We start from the raw sequence: 17750 nt of genomic DNA on the forward strand, positions 1-17750 counted from the left end.
GCGTCGGAGCAATGAGCATCACGAGAACCCTCGACCTTTCGAGTCCTGGCTTTCCAGGAACCTGAGAGCATCACGTTCGGTATGGGGCCTATTATGCGTCGATAGGGGCCAGTGCCCCGTCGAGAGGCGGCTCTCTGAGGTGTGAACCCTTCACACTCCGCTGCTGCCGGGTTCCTGATGGCCCGCCCGATAGTTTATTCAATCTGTGTAATGGCCGGCGGCGCGGTCGGTGTACTAATGAGAACCATGTCAGAATTGGTGGATGGAAATTGCGGTCACTCATTCTGCCCTCGCGTGTTTTTTCTTCCTCCTCTATGCGTGGGGGCGGCGTCGAGACCCTCGGATGATACGCAATGGGGTTTTCTTGACCATTGGTGTAGGCGTTTGCATTCTGCTTGGGCTGACCTTGTTGGCGAGGGTCGAGTCGGTGGCATGGCCGGTCGTCGTCACAATGTTTGTCGTGACGCCGATTGCTTTGGTGATTCTGTCGATCGCTTTGATTGCAAACGGCGTCGTGATGCTGAGATACGAGGGGAGGAGACTGGGAAACCTGCTTTCGCTGTTTGCAGGATTGTTAATGCTGGTTCTGCCTATACTCCTCTGGGTATTATTCGGCTGGAGTCGAATCCCTTATCCTCTAAGTATTTACGCCGTGGCCCTGGGCGTCCTGATCACTCTTTTGGCCACATACTTCAGTGTTGCTTTTGTCTCTTTTGCGGTCTACTCGGTTGTGTATGGTCGAATGTCGCGAAAGCTGCATCCTTCTGCGATTGTTGTGCTCGGTTCAGGGCTGATCAATGGGGCGGTCCCTCCGTTGCTGCGTAGCCGCCTGGACCGGGCGCTTGAGATCTATCGTCTGGGTGCAGACCGGGATGCACGTCCGATTTTGGTGCCGTCTGGTGGACAGGGCGGCGACGAGTCGCGGCCGGAGGGGCAGGCAATGGCTGAGTACCTGGTAGAGCACGGCGCTGATCCGGATGATGTGTACCCCGAGGAGAAGTCGCGCAACACGTGGGAGAACATCCGGTTTTCGACATCGATCATTTCCAATGCGGGGCGGATGCAGGATTGTGTGGTGGTGACCAATAACTATCACGTCTTGAGAGCCGCGAGTTTGACTCGTCGGGCCGGAATTGAAGCCGCCGTTGTGGGCGCCCCGACAGCTCGTTATTTTATTCCGAGCGCTTTTATCCGTGAGTTCGTCGCAATTGTCGAACAGCATCGGTGGCTCAATTGTATTGCCTGCTTGCCCTTGGTCGTCGTCACTGTATTGGCTCTCTGGGAATCGCTCCAGCAGCGGTAGGCATTCATGAGGACGGGATTCTGCCTCGATGACTCCGAGCGGGGCGTTAAGGTGGGTCCGGTCCGTAGTCGGATGGCGCCCCATGGTGTTGTCGTGGGTGCGGCGTATCGAGATGATCCGAGTACCGGCCCTGGTCCTGACTGCTCGCTTGTTCTGGATGCCTCGATACTGCTTCTGGTGGCCCATGACCCTCGTCTCATCCCTCGGGTCCATGCCAGCTGCTCGGGGCAACGGCCCGAAGAGGACGCCAGAGACCGTGATCGGTTCGTTGTTGAGTCAAGGGCCCTGGGATAAAGAAAGCTCCCGGGGTCCTTGATGTTTCAAGAGCCCCGGGAGCTACATGGCGGAGACGGGGGGATTTGAACCCCCGGTCGAGTTTAACCCCGACCCTTCATTAGCAGTGAAGTCCATTCGGCCGCTCTGGCACGTCTCCACGTGAACACGGCTCAACTCGTGATAAACGAATATCGCCGTCGAACAGCCTTAACAGCGTACCGATAAACGCACGTCATGGTCAAAACCGAAGCTCCGGGGTCGGGGCACTACTCTTGGAAGCATGGGAAGAACGCAACGCATCGTGGTAATTGGGGCTGGTCCGCGAGGGCTGTCGACCGTTGAGAGATTGGCCGCTCACGCGGCAAGCCGATCCGACAAGAACGTTGAGGTCCACCTGGTGGACCCTTTCCCTCCGGGCCCGGGGCACGTGTGGCGCACAGACCAGTCGAGACTCTTTCTGATGAACACCCCGTCGTTTTTCCCGACGGTCGTTCCCACGGACGCCACGGTCACATCCGTTCCTTCCGACGGATCCTATCCGCACCCCATTTCTGCGGTCCGGGGCCTCAGCTTCGAGGCGTGGCGAGCCCGGGTCACCGCCGATCCCTCTTTTCCGATCATCGGACTCTCCGACGGAGACTTGGCCGAGGTCCATGCTCTGACACGCGAAGGATTCCCGTCTCGGAAGCTCTACGGCACTTATCTTTCTGATATTTTTGCTCGCCTCCGGGCCGGATTGCCGAAAACCATGAGCTTGAACTATCACCCCCAGGAAGCCGTGCGTATCGCCTATGGGGAGCAAAATACGGGACGGCCTTATCTCGTCGAACTGGGCGACGGCGTCGTTTTGTCAGCTCATTGCGTCGTACTGGCACTCGGGCACACCGATGCCAAATTGCGTGATGACCAGCAGGACCTCATGGAATTCGCCGCGAGCAGGCGATTGCACTATTGGCCGCCTGCCATTCCGGCCGACGTTCGGTGGGGCTCTCTCCCGGAAGGGGAGGAAGTCCTGATCCGTGGTATGGGGCTGAACTTCCATGACGTGCTCGCTCAGCTGACCGAAGGGCGCGGAGGATCATTCGAGGTCGACGGGGACCATCCGCATCGCCTCACATACCAACCGAGCGGCCGTGAGCCCAAGATCTGGGCCGGGTCCCGCCGTGGGACTCCTTACCGGGCCAAAGCCGTCCTGGATTCCTACTATCCGCGCTCCACGCAAAACAAGTTCTTCACCAGAGACTATGTGGACAGGACCCAACAAAGGGCACGGTCCGAGGGGAGGGAAATCGACTTCGAGGTCGACTACTGGCCGCTGATTCGCAGGGACGCCCAATGGAATTACTACCGAACCCTTATCCGCACCGATCCCGAGGCGATCCACGGCGACCCAGCCGAATTTCTCGCCCAAGTCGAGGCGATCTTGTCGGACACCGAGCACAGCTCGTGGTGGAGCCGTCTGGACCGCTTGGTCACGGACCGGGTGGCCCCGAACCTGATTTTGACTCCGGAGCGCCTTTCGAGGCCGTTCGAGGGGCAGAGCTTCGACTCTCACGAGGAATATGCCGCGGCCGTGGTCCATTTCTTGGACCGCGACGTCGCCGCCTCCTTCTTGGGTGAAGACAGTCCTATCAAAATGGCTATTGGGTCGATGAATCAGGCACGCGCCATAGTCAAATACGCCGTCCAGGACCATGGAATTTCTGATGAGTCGTGGATCCGTGGGCTCGAACGCAAATTCGGTGGATTGGTCGAGGGCCTCGCTTCCGGTCCGCCAGTGCTCAGAATCCAACAGATGGCGGCGTTGGCACGGGCCGGCGTCGTACGTTTTCTCGGGCCGGACCCTGTTTTCGGCGCTGACGAGAACGCTGGATGTTTCATTGCCTCATCCCCTTGGGTGCGAGGCGAACCGGTCCACTCCGATTGGCTTGTCGAGGCCCTGGCGCCGGCCAACGACGTTCGGGTGAGCACGTCGCCTTTGCTCGGGCACCTCTTCGAGGACGGGTTTGCACGTCCGTGGCAACTGCACCTGGCCGATTCCCCGGCCCCGGTGCCTTCGAAAGGCCTGGAGGTCACGGAATCACCTCACCGACTCGTCCGAGCTTCCGGCGAGCCCGAAGCCGGAATCTTCGTTCTGGGGCTGCAACTGTCTTCGACGCAATGGGGGACTGCTATTGCGGCGGAGGCGGACGCAGAACTCAGATTCGGTTCGAGTACCGTTTCTGACTCCAATGAGGTAGCCAGGTCAGTCTTGGGGTAGGCAAACCCGTGACCGGCCCTGGGCCGGGTTTTGTGGGAGCAGTCAGGCTTCGCAAGATTTCGGTGACCATCATTACGTCGCTGGTCGGAGCCTGAGAGCCTCCCGCAGGTTCACCCGTTACCGCCAGGGCGTCGGCATCGCGAACATCACCGGTCGGCCAAACGCTGGAGCCACCGTTGAAGGCCGTGTCCGGAACGGGACTGCCGTCTTTCATCAGCCGGACCTGATACTGCCTGCCGTGTCCTGGATCGGTGAAATTCGAACCGACAAACAGTGCGGCGGTTCTTCTTCGGGAAGCAACCAGCCTCGCGGAGGCCCTGACCTTACTCACGTATGGGGCGGCCTCATCCGGATCGGTCAAAAGTTCGTCCTGTCGTTGCTGCTGTTGCTGATTTCGAAGCACCGATTCGCGGTGGCTGAAGTCTACGGCCACTTGGGGTGACGCCCCATTGCCCCCTGATCACCTGCGACGGTTACGACGCCTCGTCCGGCCTCTTCGACGACAATGACGTGGTCCATGCGAGTCTGGACAACCAAAATAAGTCGAGCAGGAGATAAGCAGACCGAAGATACGTTCGGTATCCGCAGTCTTTCTTGGCTCTGCTTGGACCAGCTGAAGTCTCCATGGCTCAGTCATTTCAGCTTCTCTTCCGCGAATCCCTGAAGACCCCGGGCAGTCAGTTCGCGTCCTTAGCTAGGCCGATCGTCGCTTTGCCGAAGGGCAATCCTTCCTGACTGGCCGGTTGCTTGTTCACGTGCACCACGCAGGTATGTATCTGCTCGGCGAGCCGTCCGCCCCGTTCCAGAAAGTCCAAACTTCGAAGGCCCCTTTCGGGCCGGTGACCCAAGTGACACTATGGGAACAGGCCTTGTGCCCGCGAACAGAGCGCAACGGTCAATGGCTGTAACGACAGCCTGCTCAACACTGCACCCATGAGGAGGCATTTCATGAGCACCAATGTCCGACGGGATAGCTTTTCCGACATCGCCGAACTCGCCGCGCAGCTACGCGTGGATTCGATCCGCTCGAGCACCGCAGCAGGCTCCGGCCATACCACCTCGTCGATGTCAGCGGCAGACGTTCTTGCCGTTCTCATCAGCCGGCATCTGCGCTACGACTGGAAGAACCCCAAGAGCTCGTACAACGATCACCTGATCTACTCCAAGGGCCACGCATCGCCGCTCGTCTATTCGGTTCTCAAGGCCGCAGGCCGGATATCCGATGATGAGATGGTGACCGGATACAGGCAGTTCGGGCAGCGGCTTCAGGGCCACCCGACGCCGGAGTTGCCGTGGATCGACGTGGCAACAGGTTCACTCGGACAAGGACTGCCGGACGGCGTCGGCATTGCCCTCGCCGGGAAATACCTGGACAAACTCCCTTACACCACTTGGGTATTGTGCGGGGACAGCGAAATGGCAGAGGGCTCCATATGGGAAGCACTCGACAAGGCCTCCTACTACGAGCTGGACAACCTGGTCGTCGTCGTCGACGTCAACAGGCTCGGCCAGACTGGCCCCACCGAGCACGGGTGGGACATCGAGACTTATATGCGCCGGGCCGAATCCTTCGGAGCTGCGGCAGTGAAAATCGACGGCCATGACCTGCATTCGATCGATGATGCTCTTGCCGCTGCCGGCACAGGTGGTGGCCGGCCGACCGTGATCCTCGCCCAGACGATCAAGGGCAAGGGATTCTCCGAAATCGAGGACAAGGACGATTGGCATGGAAAGCCGTTGCCCGAGGACGCGGCGGAGAGAGCGATCAGCGAACTGGGCGGTGAACGTGACCTCCGAGTGCTCGGTCTTGCCCCTGAGGAGACCGGTGAACCTCAGCGATCCGAAAAGACGCAGGTCCAGTTGCCGTCCTACGAAATCGGTGACAAGGTCGCGACCCGTCAGGCGTATAGCGACGCACTCGTAGCACTCGGCCACAGCGACCCTGGGGTGGTCGCCCTTGACGCGGAGGTCGGAAACTCGACTCACACCGACGACTTCGAGGAAGCCTTCCCCGAGCGCTACTTCCAAATGTTCATTGCCGAGCAACAGCTCATTGCCGCCGCAACCGGCCTGAACGTCCGTGGTTACAAGGCCTACGCATCGACCTACGCCGCATTCCTGACCCGAGCTTTCGATTTCATTCGTATGGCCGCGATCTCCGGTGCGGACCTGCGCATCGCAGGGTCGCATGCGGGGATCGAGATCGGTCCGGACGGCCCTTCCCAAATGGGCGTCGAAGACCTCGCGATGTTTCGCTCCGTGCACGGTTCGACGGTCGTCTACCCCAGCGACGCCGTCAGCGCGGCCGCCCTGAGCGCGGAGATAGCGGACCGTTCGGGAATCAGTTATCTGCGTGCAACCCGCGGCACATTGCCCGTGATCTACTCCGAAGCCGAGAAGTTCCCCATCGGCGGTGCGAAGACATTGCGAGCCGGCGACGATGACGAGGTAACTCTCATCGGGGCCGGAATCACGCTTCACGAGTGTCTCGCCGCGGCCGACACCTTGAGCGAGAAGGGAATTTCCGCTCGGGTTGTCGATTGCTACTCGGTCAAACCCCTGGACGCAGATGCCCTCCGAGGAGCCGTGAAGGCCGCGGGCGGAAATGTCGTGATCGCTGAAGATCACCATCCAGAAGGCGGCCTCGGTGAGGCGGTCGTCTCCGTGCTTGCCGGACAGGTCTCTCCTCTGCACGTCACGCATCTCGCGGTCGAAGGCATGCCGGGATCCGGCACCAGCTCCGAGCTGCTCGATTGGGCGGGAATCGATTCCCAACACATTGTCGAGGCAGCAGAACAACAAGTGACCAACGGAGGTTCATCGACAATCTGATCTGGTTCTGAAGTGGTACCCGCGAGAGTCGGTCCGGGGAACGAAGGCCTGGCCCCGCAGCAATTCTCCGCCCGGCGTTTGAAAGGTGACGTGATGTCTACATTTGAGTATTCGGCTTCAGAGAGCCCAGTGATTGCACGCAAGGTCCCCCGGTCCCGGGGCAGGATTGTGGTCGATTGGCTCACGTCCACGGACCACAAGACCATCGGATACATGTACCTGATTGCGTCCTTCACGTTCTTCCTGCTGGCAGGGATCATGGCGTTGGTCATGCGTCTTGAGCTGTTCGAGCCCGGGATGCAGATCCTAGAAACTAAGGATCAGTTCAACCAGTTGTTCACGATGCACGGCACCCTGATGATGCTGATGTTTGGCACCCCGTTGTTCATCGGCTTCGCCAACGTGATCGTACCCTTGCAGATCGGTTCCCCCGATGTTGCTTTTCCACGGCTCAATGCTTTGGCGTTCTGGTTCTTCCTCTTCGGTTCCCTCGTCGCACTTGCCGGGTTCATCACCCCACAGGGCGCGGCATCCTTCGGTTGGTTTGCCTACACGCCACTAAGCTCATCAACGTACAGCCCGAGTATCGGTGGTGACCTGTGGGTCTTCGGTCTTGCGTTGCAGGGCTTCGGCACCATCATGGGCGGCGTCAACTTCATCACGACGATTCTGTGTATGCGCGCACCCGGACTGACCATGTGGCGGGTTCCGTTGTTTACTTGGACGACATTGATCAACGCCATCCTCATTATTATGGCTTTCCCTCCTTTGGCAGCTGCGCTCTTTGCACTCGGCATGGATCGCAGGCTGGGGGGCCACATTTTCGATCCCGAAAATGGTGGTGCGATCCTGTGGCAGCACCTCTTCTGGTTCTTCGGCCACCCCGAGGTCTATATCCTGGTCCTGCCCATGTTCGGCATCGCATCCGAAATCATCCCGGTATTCTCACGCAAACCGATCTTCGGGTACAAGGGACTCGTCTTCGCGACGATCGCGATCGGTGCGTTGTCCGTGACTGTGTGGGCCCACCACATGTACGTCACCGGTTCGGTGATGCTTCCATTCTTCGCGTTCATGTCCATGATGATCGCGGTTCCGACCGGTGTGAAGTTCTTCAACTGGATCGGGACGATGTGGCAGGGATCCATTACCTTCGAGACGCCAATGTTGTGGGTCTTCGGATTCCTGTTGACCTTCTTGTTCGGCGGCATCACCGGGATCATCCTGGCTACCCCTCCGCTGGACTTCCACTTGTCCGATACCTATTTCATCGTCGCGCACTTCCACTACACAGCGTTCGGGACGGTCGTGTTCTGCATGTTCGGTGGTCTCTACTTCTGGTGGCCCAAGTTCACCGGCAAGATGCTCAACGAACGACTGGGCAAAATCCACTTCTGGATGCTGTTCATCGGCTTCCACACGACCTTCCTGATCCAGCACTGGCTGGGTGTGGACGGAATGCCGCGTCGTTATGCTGACTACATGCCAGAGGACGGTTTCACCTGGATGCACCAGTTCTCGACCGTCGGCGCCATGATTCTGGCGGTGTCGATGCTGCCGTTCTTCTGGAATGTCTACATCACGACCCGCAACGGCAAGAAGGTTGAAGTCGATGACCCGTGGGGCTTTGGAAGCTCCCTGGAATGGTCGACATCCTGCCCGCCGCCACGTCACAACTTCACGGCCCTGCCGCGAATCCGCTCGGAACGGCCTGCACTGGATCTGCACCATCCCGAGTTGTCCACCAACCACGACGTCGCGTCGGCCGCCCGCAGAGCGGCTGATCGCGTCAACAACTGACAAGATAGTGGGTGGACGACTGACGGAAGCTGAGGCTGCTCCGGCCGGAAAGTAGGGGATACACACAATGGTTGTGGCGACGGATATCTGGACCTTGGGACCGGACTCGAATTTTGCGCTGACATCGAGCCTGCTTCTGACCTCGTTCGTTCTGTCGAGCATCATCGGCTTCGAACGTCAGCTTCGCCAGAAGCAGGCCGGCCTGCGCACCCTCATCCTCGTGGGGACAGGATCCGGGTTGTTCACGATCGTCTCGGGTTATGGGTTCGGGACCTTGCTCGGCTCCGACATCGTACTCGACCCTTCGAGGATCGCTGCGCAGATCGCCTCCGGAATAGGCTTCCTCGGTGCGGGAGTGATCTTCACCCGCAAGAATTTTGTGCGCGGGCTGACCACGGCCGCGTCGATTTGGGTCACGGCCGCCGTGGGCATGGCCGCGGGGGCGGGACTGCCGTGGATCGCAATCGAAGGTACGATCCTGTACCTGATCGCCACAACCGTCCTCATGCCCATCGTGACAAGGCTTCCCGGGGCGTCGGACCGGAACGTTCTCCGGCTCACTTACATCGATGGACACGGAATCCTGAGGGATATCTTGTCCGAAGCGACGTCGATGGGCTATACGGCGCAGATCGAGTCGACCGAGAGAGTCGGAGACAAAGTAGTGTTGCGCGCGAGATTTCGGGGACGCCCGCCACTGCGTTCTCTCGTCGCCACTTTGACGGAGCTTTCAGGAGTGGTCAGCGTCAGGATTTCACAGGACACGGAGGGCGGGCCCAATGACGAGGATTAGAGTTCTCAGACCCAGGAAGAACTAGCGGTGGCCGTTGCCGAAAGCCGGCAACGGCCACCCGAGAATCCGTTGTATTTGCCCCGAAGATTCCGTTTAGACGGAACCGCTCGTGGTCTCGAACCGCTCCCACACGCGATGCTTGCCCAGCAAGTCGGTAATTCCTTTCAACACCTCGTCAGGGCCTGAGCCCGTGACGATGCCCGGATCGTCGAGCGAATATCCGGCGCCGCGCAGGGCATTCGCCCCGGGTCCCCAAGCGCCGATCGCCTTGCCATGCCTCCATGACTCGTCGAGCAGCAGATCCACGCGAGGATCGAGGCCGGAGCCGGTTCGGACTCCGGTTTTGGCATCCTGACGTTCGGAGTCCGCCGCTTTCTTGGACGGTGCACCCGCCAGGATGATCGCGTCGAATTCCACGGAGCGGACGGTCGTGAGAGTTTTGGTGACGGGTACGCCGAAGACTTCGCCGCCGCGGGTGGACACGATGTTCGGGACCATGGAGGATTCGACGATGCTCTCATGGAGGCCAGCCAATCCTTCCGGAGCGTCTTGAGGATCCACGATAATGCCGATGACCCGACCGTTCACGGGCCATGTGCCCCTGATCTGCGACAAGGCAGGGCTGCGGTCGTCGCCGGTTTGCGCAAGCCCGTGGGCATCAGGCGTGGGCAGGCCCAGGCTGTCCGCTACTTGCTGACACAGCGACTTGTCGATCCGGGCGAGATTCTGCACCTGACGCTTCTGGATTGCCGTTTCGTAGCATTTTCCGAGCTCGAATGAATAGGCACCTACGACGTGGTCCTTTTCGATGTCGGTCAAACTATTCCAAAACAGTCTGACCTGACTGAAGTGGTCGTCGAAGCTCGCGGGAGCTGCGCGGGTCTTGACCGACTCGGCAACGGTAACGGGCAGGTCCGTGAAGGCCCCATCGGCTTCCGTTGCGGCAAATGGATTATTGCCGTCCAAGGAATTCGGCTTGTAGGGCGCGACGCCGGTATGGTCGGCCTGCTGCCCGTACCCGTCTCGGAACATGTCGTTGACGGGGGCATGCGGTCGGTTGATGGGCAATTGATTGAAGTTCGGCCCGCCGAGGCGGGTCAGCTGCGTGTCAATGTATGAGAACAGACGCCCCTGCAACAAAGGGTCGTCGGTGACGTCGATGCCTGGCGGCAGATGACCGGGGTGGAATGCGACCTGTTCGGTCTCCTCGAAATAATTGCGCGGGTTGGAATTGAGGACCATCCGGCCGATGAGCTGAACCGGCACCTTTTCTTCCGGGACGATCTTGGTGGGGTCGAGGAGGTCAATTCCTTCATACATCTGTTCGACAGTGTCCTCGAAGACCTGAATTCCCAGTTCCCATTCCGGATAGGCGCCGGGCTCGATGGCGTCGGCTAAGTCTCTGCGGTGGAAGTCGGGATCCATGCCCCCGGTGATCTGGGCTTCTTCCCACGTCATGGAATGAACACCCAGCTTGGGCTTCCAATGGAATTTCACCAGGCACGTCTCTGCCGACGCATTCTGCAGCCGGAACGTGTGGATCCCAAAGCCCTCCATCATTCGGTACGAACGAGGGATCCCACGGTCGGACATGTTCCACATCGTGTGATGTTGTGCTTCGGTGTGCAAGGAGACGAAGTCCCAGAACGTGTCGTGGGCGCTCTGCGCCTGCGGGATCTCACGGTCCGGGTGAGGTTTGCCCGCGTGGATGACATCCGGGAACTTGATGGCATCCTGGATGAAGAACACCGGGATGTTGTTTCCCACCAGGTCGAAGGTGCCTTCTTCGGTGTAAAACTTGGTCGCGAAACCGCGAGTGTCCCGCACCGAGTCGGCGGACCCCCGGGATCCCAGGACCGTTGAGAACCGCACGAATACCGGTGTCCTCTTGCCCTGAGCCAGGAACCCTGCCCTGGTGACCGATTCCGCATTGCCGTAAGCCTCGAAGAACCCGTGGGCGCCGGCACCACGGGCGTGGACCACTCGTTCCGGTACACGTTCGTGATCGAAGTGCGTGATCTTTTCTCTGAAGTGGTGATCCTGAAGCAGGGTCGGGCCGCGTTCTCCGGCCTTGAGCGAGTGATCGGTGTCCTGCAGTCGGGAGCCTGCGGACGTCGTCAGGAATGAACCGTGCTGAGCAATCGAATCGGGATCCTCGTTGGCCACTTCTCCCGTTGGTGTGCGTGGCACGACCTTGTGCTGATCTCCACTGGCACCCCACGGAGGCTGGGGATTAGTCGGCTCTTCGGCCGAAGGGTCTTCGAGGTTGGGACGGCCTGGCGGCGGAGTAAGGTTCGGTTGAGGGTTCTGACCCTTTGCAGGCTCGTCTGCTTGCGAGTGATCTTGCTGATGGTGTGACATTTTTATTGCCTTTCCCTTGGTTGACCCGTGAGTGTTCGGTGGTCAGGTCTATGGCTTGAGGACGACCTTGATGCAGCCGTCCGTCTTCTTCTGGAACATGTCATACCCTTCCGGTGCTTGTTCCAGTGGAAGCGAATGCGTGACGAGGTCTTCCACGCCCAAGGGATCTTTCGGATCCTCAACCAGGGGCAAGAGGTCGTCGATCCAATGCTTGACGTTGCACTGGCCCATCCGAATCTGCAGTTGCTTGTCGAACATCTGCAGCAGCGGCATGGGGCTCGCTTGGCCGCCGTAGACGCCGCTCAAGGACAGCGTGCCGCCGCGCCGCACCAGCGAGATGGCATCGTGCAACGCCGAAAGCCGATCCACACCGGCGTGCTTCATCACGCCGCGGGCGACCTTGTCCGGAAGCAGGTTCGAAGCCTGGTGCGCGAGCTTTCCTGCGGGAGAATCGTGGCTTTCCATCCCGACGGCGTCGACGATTGCGTCTGGTCCGCGGCCCTCGGTGGCGTCTTTGATCTTTTCGTAAGCTTCGTCGGCGGGTGCCAGAGCCGTCACGCCGTGGCGCTCCGCCATCTGACGCCTTTCCGGTACTGGGTCCGTCGCGAAGACCGTATATCCCAGGTGTACGCCAATACGCGCCGCGAACTGTCCGACCGGGCCCAGGCCAAAGACCACCATGGTTCCCTCGGGCGGGACATCGGCATACTGGACGGCCTGCCAAGCGGTCGGAAGAATGTCGCTCAAGAAAAGGTATCGCTCGTCCGGTGCTTCGCGCCCGTCTTCGACGCTGCCGATCTCAAGAGGACCGAAGTCGGCGTGCGGGACCCGCAGGTACTCAGCCTGGCCGCCGGGAACCGATCCGTACAGCCGTGAAAAGCCGAAGAGTTGAGCGCCACTGCCTGCAGAGGTGACCTGGGTCGTTTCACATTGGGAGTACAAGCCTCGCCGGCACATCCAGCACCGACCGCAGGAAATGGTGAACGGAATGACGACCCGTGATCCCACGCTCAGGTTCGTCTCCGACCCTGCTTCCTCGACGACGCCCATAGGCTCGTGACCCACGATGTCGCCTTGGTCCATGAATGGCCCGAGCACCTCGTAGAGGTGGAGGTCAGAACCGCAGATTGCGGTCGAAGTGATACGAATGATCGCGTCGTCGTTTAGCTGCAGGGTCGGGTCCGGTACGTCCTCCACACTGACGTTGCGTTTGCCTTGCCACGTTACTGCTCTCATGATTGGCCTTCTTCCTGAGGGGAACCGCCCCCGTTCCGTCGGGCAGCTGAACACTAGGTTCGCCCGGGAGGCTGTGTCCTTGAACTTGTGTGTGATGAGGATCGATATGTGACCGGCCAGGACGCTGTTGGTCTCGTCCCCGGACCGGACGGACGAGAATTTCCCGTGAGAAGTCGGAAAATTCTGGTGTGCGGGAATCCGGGGAACTCCCGTGTCTCCTCCGCCCGCCGACTCGTCCGTCAGGAAGGCTTAGCCGGACTGATTGCCGCTGTGTCGGCCGCCCTTGGCCTTGTCCTCCGTGGACTGGGCCGCAGCACCCTCTCCGCCGGTCTCATGCGGGTCGGCCGAGTTTTGCGCGCCAAAACTTCCGGTACTTTCCCGACCGGCTCCTCGCGGGTCGGCAGTGGTCTTGCTTCCGAAGCTTCCGGCGCTCTGCTCGCCGCCCTTATGGGCTTGTTCTTTGGTGTCCTCGCGGTTTCCGAACAGTCCAGGGTTGTTTTTGTCAGCCATAATCATGCCATTTCCAATACCGGGAGGTTTTCTTAGGCCGTACACTTCATGATCCATGAAACTCTCTCGCAGCTTCTTTATCAAGCGCCTTCCAGGATTTTCTCGGCCGAATTTGTTTCCGCCTCGAAGATTCGGCCCGAAAATTTGTTTACGAATCGAGATTCTCATCGCCTGAGAAATGGCTGTCACGTGTAGAGGAGTCGAGGGGCCGTTCTCTCTCGATCGGCTTCTCGGCCTTGGAATCTCGAGCTGAAGCGCACATGTTTTGCCGGAGATGCCCCTCGCACGGATCACGGATATTGTGCCGTCGAGCTTTAAAAGCTATATCCCAAAAAGAAAAAAGCTGCGTCGGAAACGCTTATCATTCGGGTTAGTCATGCTTTGGTTACCGTGCGGTTCAGTGCTGTCTGCCACTACGAATATGCTGTTCGGGCGCATTTTCTTCGTTTGAGTGTCCGTAACAATAAACAATGAGGCCGATCCTGTACCGGTGGGTAACAGTTTCGAGGTTGTTTTTGGGTCGCGAGTATATTGTTGTGGCGGCCAGGGTGTGGTCGCAATTCCGGCAGTGTGCTTCACAGGCCATGCGGCCGGGCCAGGGGCGGGGATGGGGTGAAAATTCCCGGAGAGGTCTCCTGAGGGTGTCGAAGACAGCGCTCGGTGGCGTGCCGGGGCCTCGCAGGGGGGGCGGAGCGCGCGGCCAAAGGGTTCGTATGTGCCTCAGGGGCCGGAAGATGCGACATCATTTTTAGATCCAGAGACATGGTTCCGGAAGCGGGATGTGACACCATCGTGGGATGGACCATGGCGTGGAAATTCATCCGGTGACAGAATCTCTGTCTCCGACCGGTTTCGAAGTGGTCTGCACTTGTGGCTGGGAAATAGAGGTTACTGACCAAGAGGACGCGGCTTCTCAAAAACTCGGGCACCTGGGCGAATAGACCCAGGGCGAGCACGGGATATTCGAAAGGTTTGGGCGTGGGTTCGCAACGTTCGTGACGAACCGTCCTGCAAGATGACCTCTACCGTACACGCCCATATTCGAGTCCCGCACCCTTCGAGTTCACTTTGCTTCTCGATCAAATGGTCGAAAACCGGTACCCCGCCGGGTACCTCATTCGCCGAATTGTGATTGCGTTCGATGCCCCCCCCATAGCCGTGACCCAATCGCTCTGGCGAGGTGAGCCGCGAACGTATCTGTCGATGGTCAAGTCGATGAGACCCGCTTGGGCAGAAATGTCGTCGATCGAGCGACCGACGTGTTGGCGTTTTCTTCTCGCCGCAGTCATGGCGGGCCTCGGGGCGGCCTTGCCGTTTTCGCCTCCGGCCATGGGCTGACATTTGTGCACAGCATGCAAGGCACTGACGGCCAACCCCTCAGCACGCAGGCACAACCGCAACCGGTGTGTCGTGGCGCACAGTTGATGGAGTGTTCTTCACTCACAAGGGAGGTTCCCATGACAGAGAGATCCTCGCGGCTCGGCGCTCGACATCTTTCCACCGGTTCACTGGTATTCATGATCATCGCCGCCTCGGCTCCGCTGACGGTGCTGGCCGGTGGTGTTCCGACGAGCTTCGCCGTTTCGGGGCGCCTCGGTGTGCCCCTTTGCTATCTCGCTCTCGGCATCATCCTGATGCTCTTCGCGATCGGCTACGGAGCCATGAGCGGACACATCCACAACGCAGGGGCTTTCTACGCCTACATCACGGAAGGTCTTGGCGGTCGGCAAGGAATCGGGGCCGCAATTCTCGCGCTCGTGTCCTACAACATGATGCAGATCGGACTGTACGGGCTGTTCGGGTTCTCCTTCGCAACCTTGCTCAGCAGCTGGACAGGGTTTAGTTTCCCCTGGTGGGGTGCGGCTCTCATGGGCTGGCTCATTGTCGGTGCGCTGGGCGTCAACAATGTGGACCTGTCGGTCAAAGTACTGGGAGTGCTCGTCAGCCTCGAATTCCTCGTCGTCATCGTCGTCTGCGTCCTCGGTCTGTTTACTGCTCCTGAGGGCCTCTCAGCTCAAACCATCAGACCCGGAGATTTTTTCACCCACGGAATAGGCGTCCTTCTGGCTTTTGGCGTGGCCTCATTCATGGGGTTCGAATCGGGAGCGATCTATTCCGAAGAGGCCAAGGATCCGCGCAGGACGGTTTCTCGAGCGACGTTCATCGCTGTCGGCATTATCGCCGTGTTCTATGCATTGTCGTCGTGGTGCTTGGCCATGGGTATCGGACCTGGCGCGATCAACCAACAGGCTGCCGAGTTCGGACCCGACCTCATCTTCGTATGGCTTTCTCGGCTCGCACCCGCCCTCTCGGAAATCTCCAACATTTTGTTCGTCACGAGCTTGCTCGCGGCCTTGATCGCTTTCCACAATGCCGCTGCGCGGTACTTCTTCGCCCTCGGCCGGTCGGGAGTACTGCCTCGCCCACTCGCCAAGTCCGGGCGGGCAGGGGCGCCCGTTGGCGGCTCCCTGGCACAGTCCGTGTTGGCCCTGATCGTCGTCGTCGTTTTTGCATTCCTCGGTGCCGGATCCGATACGGGGGAGATGTTTCCCATCACGACCTTGTTCACCTGGCTCACCAACGCTGCAGCCTTTGGGCTCGTATTTCTGCTCGCCGTTACCTCGGTGGCGATCCTTGTTTGGTTTCTCCGCAATCCCCAAGGGCATGGTCCTTTCACCCGGTACATAGCGCCATCCTTGGCGACCCTCGGTTTAGGGACTGTGGCCCTACTCATCCTCGTGAATTTCGACCTCATGATCGGTCCAGACAACCCCTCGGCTCTGGTGTTCATCATGCCGGGCATCATCATCGTTTCGGGGGTCCTGGGACTGATCTGGGGACAGGTCATTATTCGCCGACGACCAGAAACTGGGTTGGCGACCAAAGGTCTCGACCGTGTGAACGAACCCTCCGAAATACCTCTTCCCTCAGAAAGGAACTTCTCATGACCAATCCCCATGTCGTCGTCGTCGGTGCCGGATTCTCCGGGCTAGTGGCTGCGCGCGAACTGCAAGCGGCGGGCTTCGAGGTCGAAGTCGTCGAAGCCCGTGACCGCCTCGGCGGCCGGGCCTGGACCGATGAACGGATGGGGCACACCCTCGAAATGGGTGCGACGTGGGTCCATTGGATGCAGCCCCACGTGTGGAGCGAGATAACGCGCTACGGCCAAACGATCTACCCCAGCCCTTACGCGGATCAGGCCTACTGGGTAACCAACGGTGAAGTGCGGTCAGGCAGCGAAGCCGACATCGACCGTTTGATGGAACGGCCAATGAACGCGATTTTTGAGGCGGCGAAGGAGTTCTTCCCATACCCTCATAATCCGTTGTACGTTCTGTCGAATGAGTTTGACGGTCCGGCGGGAATCCGTGAGCGTTTTCTCGCCGCGGATCAGACGAGCGTTCTGGATATTCTGCGCCAGGGGGACTTCAGCCAGGAAGAGATCGACCTCTGCGATTCCTACTGGTCGGCAGGTTACATCGGCGATCCGAACCGAGGTTCGTCGCTCATGGCCAAACAATGGGTCGCTTTGTCGGACCACCGGCAATCCCTCATGGACGACCAAACCCTGAGGTTCAAGCTCACCAATGGCATGCGCGGTATCTATCAGAACATCGCCCAAGACCTGAACTGTCCGCTACGGCTGAACACGCCCGTCAGCAAAATCCGTCATGACGCTTCCTCATCCGTCGTCACCCTGGAGAATGGTGAATCCATTGCCTGTGACGCCGTGATCGTCACTGTTCCGCTGGGTGCTCTGGGGAACATCGAGTTCGAGCCCGGACTGCCGCCGGCCATGAGGTCGGTGCTCAAGGAAAAATGGAATTCCACCGGATGCAAGACGTGGATCAAGATCAAGGGGCATCACAGCATCTTCGGCTACGCACCGACCCCCGCCCGGGGAGCGCTTCTGCGCAGCGAGTACTTTCTGCCCGACGGCGATACCATCTGTGTCTGCTTCGGGTCCCAGCATGACCAAGTCGATGTGAGCGACCCGAGATCGGCCCAAAAGATCGTGGATCAGTGGCGGCCTGATCTGGAAGTAGTGGACTGCACCGGGCACGATTGGGTCGCGGACAAGTGGAGCGGCCAGGCATGGGCGACGCTCAAGAAAGGACAGTTCACCAACGGGTGGCATCATTTCCACGAAACCGGGACCCGCTTGCGTTTCGCCGGAGCCGACTGGGCCAAGGGATGGCGCGGCGTCGTCGTGGACGGGGCAATCGAGACCGGGCTCTCGACTTCTCGACAGTTGATTCGTGAACTTGCTTGAGCGTCCCTGAACAACCAGAGAAGTCTTCCTCGCCGCGGTGAACCGGCCTGGTGTGAGGTGCATCCAGACCAACTAGCCCCCCCCCCCCCGGGGCCGTCGTTCTGCA

The 17750-nt window shown here is 59.7% G+C and carries 11 protein-coding genes and 1 tRNA gene; 7 read left to right on the forward strand and 5 right to left on the reverse strand.

Annotated features, from left to right (window positions below):
* Positions 1-262: 262 nt before the first annotated feature.
* Positions 263-1303: a YdcF family protein gene (locus EWV35_RS00275; RefSeq protein ID WP_129657123.1), complete on the forward strand. Its 1041-nt coding sequence runs from the start codon at positions 263-265 to the stop codon at positions 1301-1303.
* Positions 1304-1644: 341 nt separating this feature from the next.
* Here the strand turns inward: EWV35_RS00275 and EWV35_RS00280 are convergent.
* Positions 1645-1736, reverse strand: a tRNA-Ser gene (locus EWV35_RS00280).
* Between the two features lie 123 nt (positions 1737-1859).
* Between EWV35_RS00280 and EWV35_RS00285 the strand changes: the two genes are divergently transcribed.
* Positions 1860-3839 (forward strand): FAD/NAD(P)-binding protein, encoded by a 1980-nt coding sequence (locus EWV35_RS00285; RefSeq protein WP_129657125.1) that lies wholly within the window; start codon positions 1860-1862, stop codon positions 3837-3839.
* Here EWV35_RS00285 and EWV35_RS13590 read toward each other — a convergent pair.
* Positions 3778-4272, reverse strand: a complete 495-nt coding sequence (locus EWV35_RS13590; RefSeq protein ID WP_129657126.1) for an anti-sigma factor — start codon at positions 4270-4272, stop codon at positions 3778-3780. The two genes, EWV35_RS00285 and EWV35_RS13590, sit on opposite strands and share 62 nt — an antisense overlap.
* A 515-nt stretch (positions 4273-4787) precedes the next feature.
* Between EWV35_RS13590 and EWV35_RS00295 the strand changes: the two genes are divergently transcribed.
* The 3 genes from EWV35_RS00295 (at position 4788) to EWV35_RS00305 (ending at position 9264) form a co-directional block, all read left to right on the forward strand.
* Positions 4788-6671 carry a transketolase gene (locus EWV35_RS00295; RefSeq protein ID WP_129657128.1) on the forward strand — a complete coding sequence of 628 codons (1884 nt, stop codon included), beginning with the start codon at positions 4788-4790 and terminating at the stop codon, positions 6669-6671.
* Positions 6672-6764: 93 nt separating this feature from the next.
* Positions 6765-8471, forward strand: a complete 1707-nt coding sequence (gene ctaD, locus EWV35_RS00300; RefSeq protein WP_129657130.1) for an aa3-type cytochrome oxidase subunit I — start codon at positions 6765-6767, stop codon at positions 8469-8471.
* A gap of 73 nt (positions 8472-8544) precedes the next feature.
* A complete protein-coding gene (locus tag EWV35_RS00305; RefSeq protein WP_238653967.1) occupies positions 8545-9264 on the forward strand; it encodes an MgtC/SapB family protein in 720 nt (239 codons plus the stop codon).
* A gap of 93 nt (positions 9265-9357) precedes the next feature.
* On the opposite strand, the gene EWV35_RS00310 is transcribed toward EWV35_RS00305, so the two are convergent.
* From EWV35_RS00310 to EWV35_RS00320, 3 genes are all read right to left on the reverse strand, one after another.
* Positions 9358-11625 (reverse strand): catalase, encoded by a 2268-nt coding sequence (locus EWV35_RS00310; protein WP_129657134.1) that lies wholly within the window; start codon positions 11623-11625, stop codon positions 9358-9360.
* A gap of 48 nt (positions 11626-11673) precedes the next feature.
* Entirely contained in the window at positions 11674-12861 is a 1188-nt protein-coding gene (locus EWV35_RS00315; protein ID WP_129657136.1) for an alcohol dehydrogenase catalytic domain-containing protein, read from the reverse strand.
* A gap of 249 nt (positions 12862-13110) precedes the next feature.
* On the reverse strand, positions 13111-13371 hold the full coding sequence (locus EWV35_RS00320) for a stress protein (protein WP_129657138.1): 261 nt from the start codon (positions 13369-13371) through the stop codon (positions 13111-13113).
* Positions 13372-14828: 1457 nt separating this feature from the next.
* On the opposite strand from EWV35_RS00320, the gene EWV35_RS13355 reads away from it, so the two are divergent.
* Positions 14829-16319 (forward strand): APC family permease, encoded by a 1491-nt coding sequence (locus EWV35_RS13355; RefSeq protein WP_238653969.1) that lies wholly within the window; start codon positions 14829-14831, stop codon positions 16317-16319.
* Positions 16316-17644 carry an NAD(P)/FAD-dependent oxidoreductase gene (locus EWV35_RS00325; protein ID WP_274542928.1) on the forward strand — a complete coding sequence of 443 codons (1329 nt, stop codon included), beginning with the start codon at positions 16316-16318 and terminating at the stop codon, positions 17642-17644. Before EWV35_RS13355 ends, EWV35_RS00325 begins: the two co-directional genes overlap by 4 nt.
* Positions 17645-17750 lie beyond the last annotated feature (106 nt).

Source organism: Rothia uropygialis (genome assembly GCF_004137765.1).
Classification (GTDB): domain Bacteria; phylum Actinomycetota; class Actinomycetes; order Actinomycetales; family Micrococcaceae; genus Rothia.

Bases quoted from the DNA above. Each gene is read 5' to 3' on its own strand.
- EWV35_RS00320 (WP_129657138.1), bottom strand. From the start codon at position 13,371: ATGGCTGACAAAAACAACCCTGGACTGTTCGGAAACCGCGAGGACACC.
- EWV35_RS00310 (WP_129657134.1), bottom strand. From the start codon at position 11,625: ATGTCACACCATCAGCAAGATCACTCGCAAGCAGACGAGCCTGCAAAG.
- EWV35_RS00315 (WP_129657136.1), bottom strand. From the start codon at position 12,861: ATGAGAGCAGTAACGTGGCAAGGCAAACGCAACGTCAGTGTGGAGGAC.
- EWV35_RS00285 (WP_129657125.1), top strand. From the start codon at position 1,860: ATGGGAAGAACGCAACGCATCGTGGTAATTGGGGCTGGTCCGCGAGGG.
- EWV35_RS00295 (WP_129657128.1), top strand. From the start codon at position 4,788: ATGAGCACCAATGTCCGACGGGATAGCTTTTCCGACATCGCCGAACTC.
- ctaD (WP_129657130.1), top strand. From the start codon at position 6,765: ATGTCTACATTTGAGTATTCGGCTTCAGAGAGCCCAGTGATTGCACGC.
- EWV35_RS00325 (WP_274542928.1), top strand. From the start codon at position 16,316: ATGACCAATCCCCATGTCGTCGTCGTCGGTGCCGGATTCTCCGGGCTA.
- EWV35_RS13355 (WP_238653969.1), top strand. From the start codon at position 14,829: ATGACAGAGAGATCCTCGCGGCTCGGCGCTCGACATCTTTCCACCGGT.
- EWV35_RS00275 (WP_129657123.1), top strand. From the start codon at position 263: ATGGAAATTGCGGTCACTCATTCTGCCCTCGCGTGTTTTTTCTTCCTC.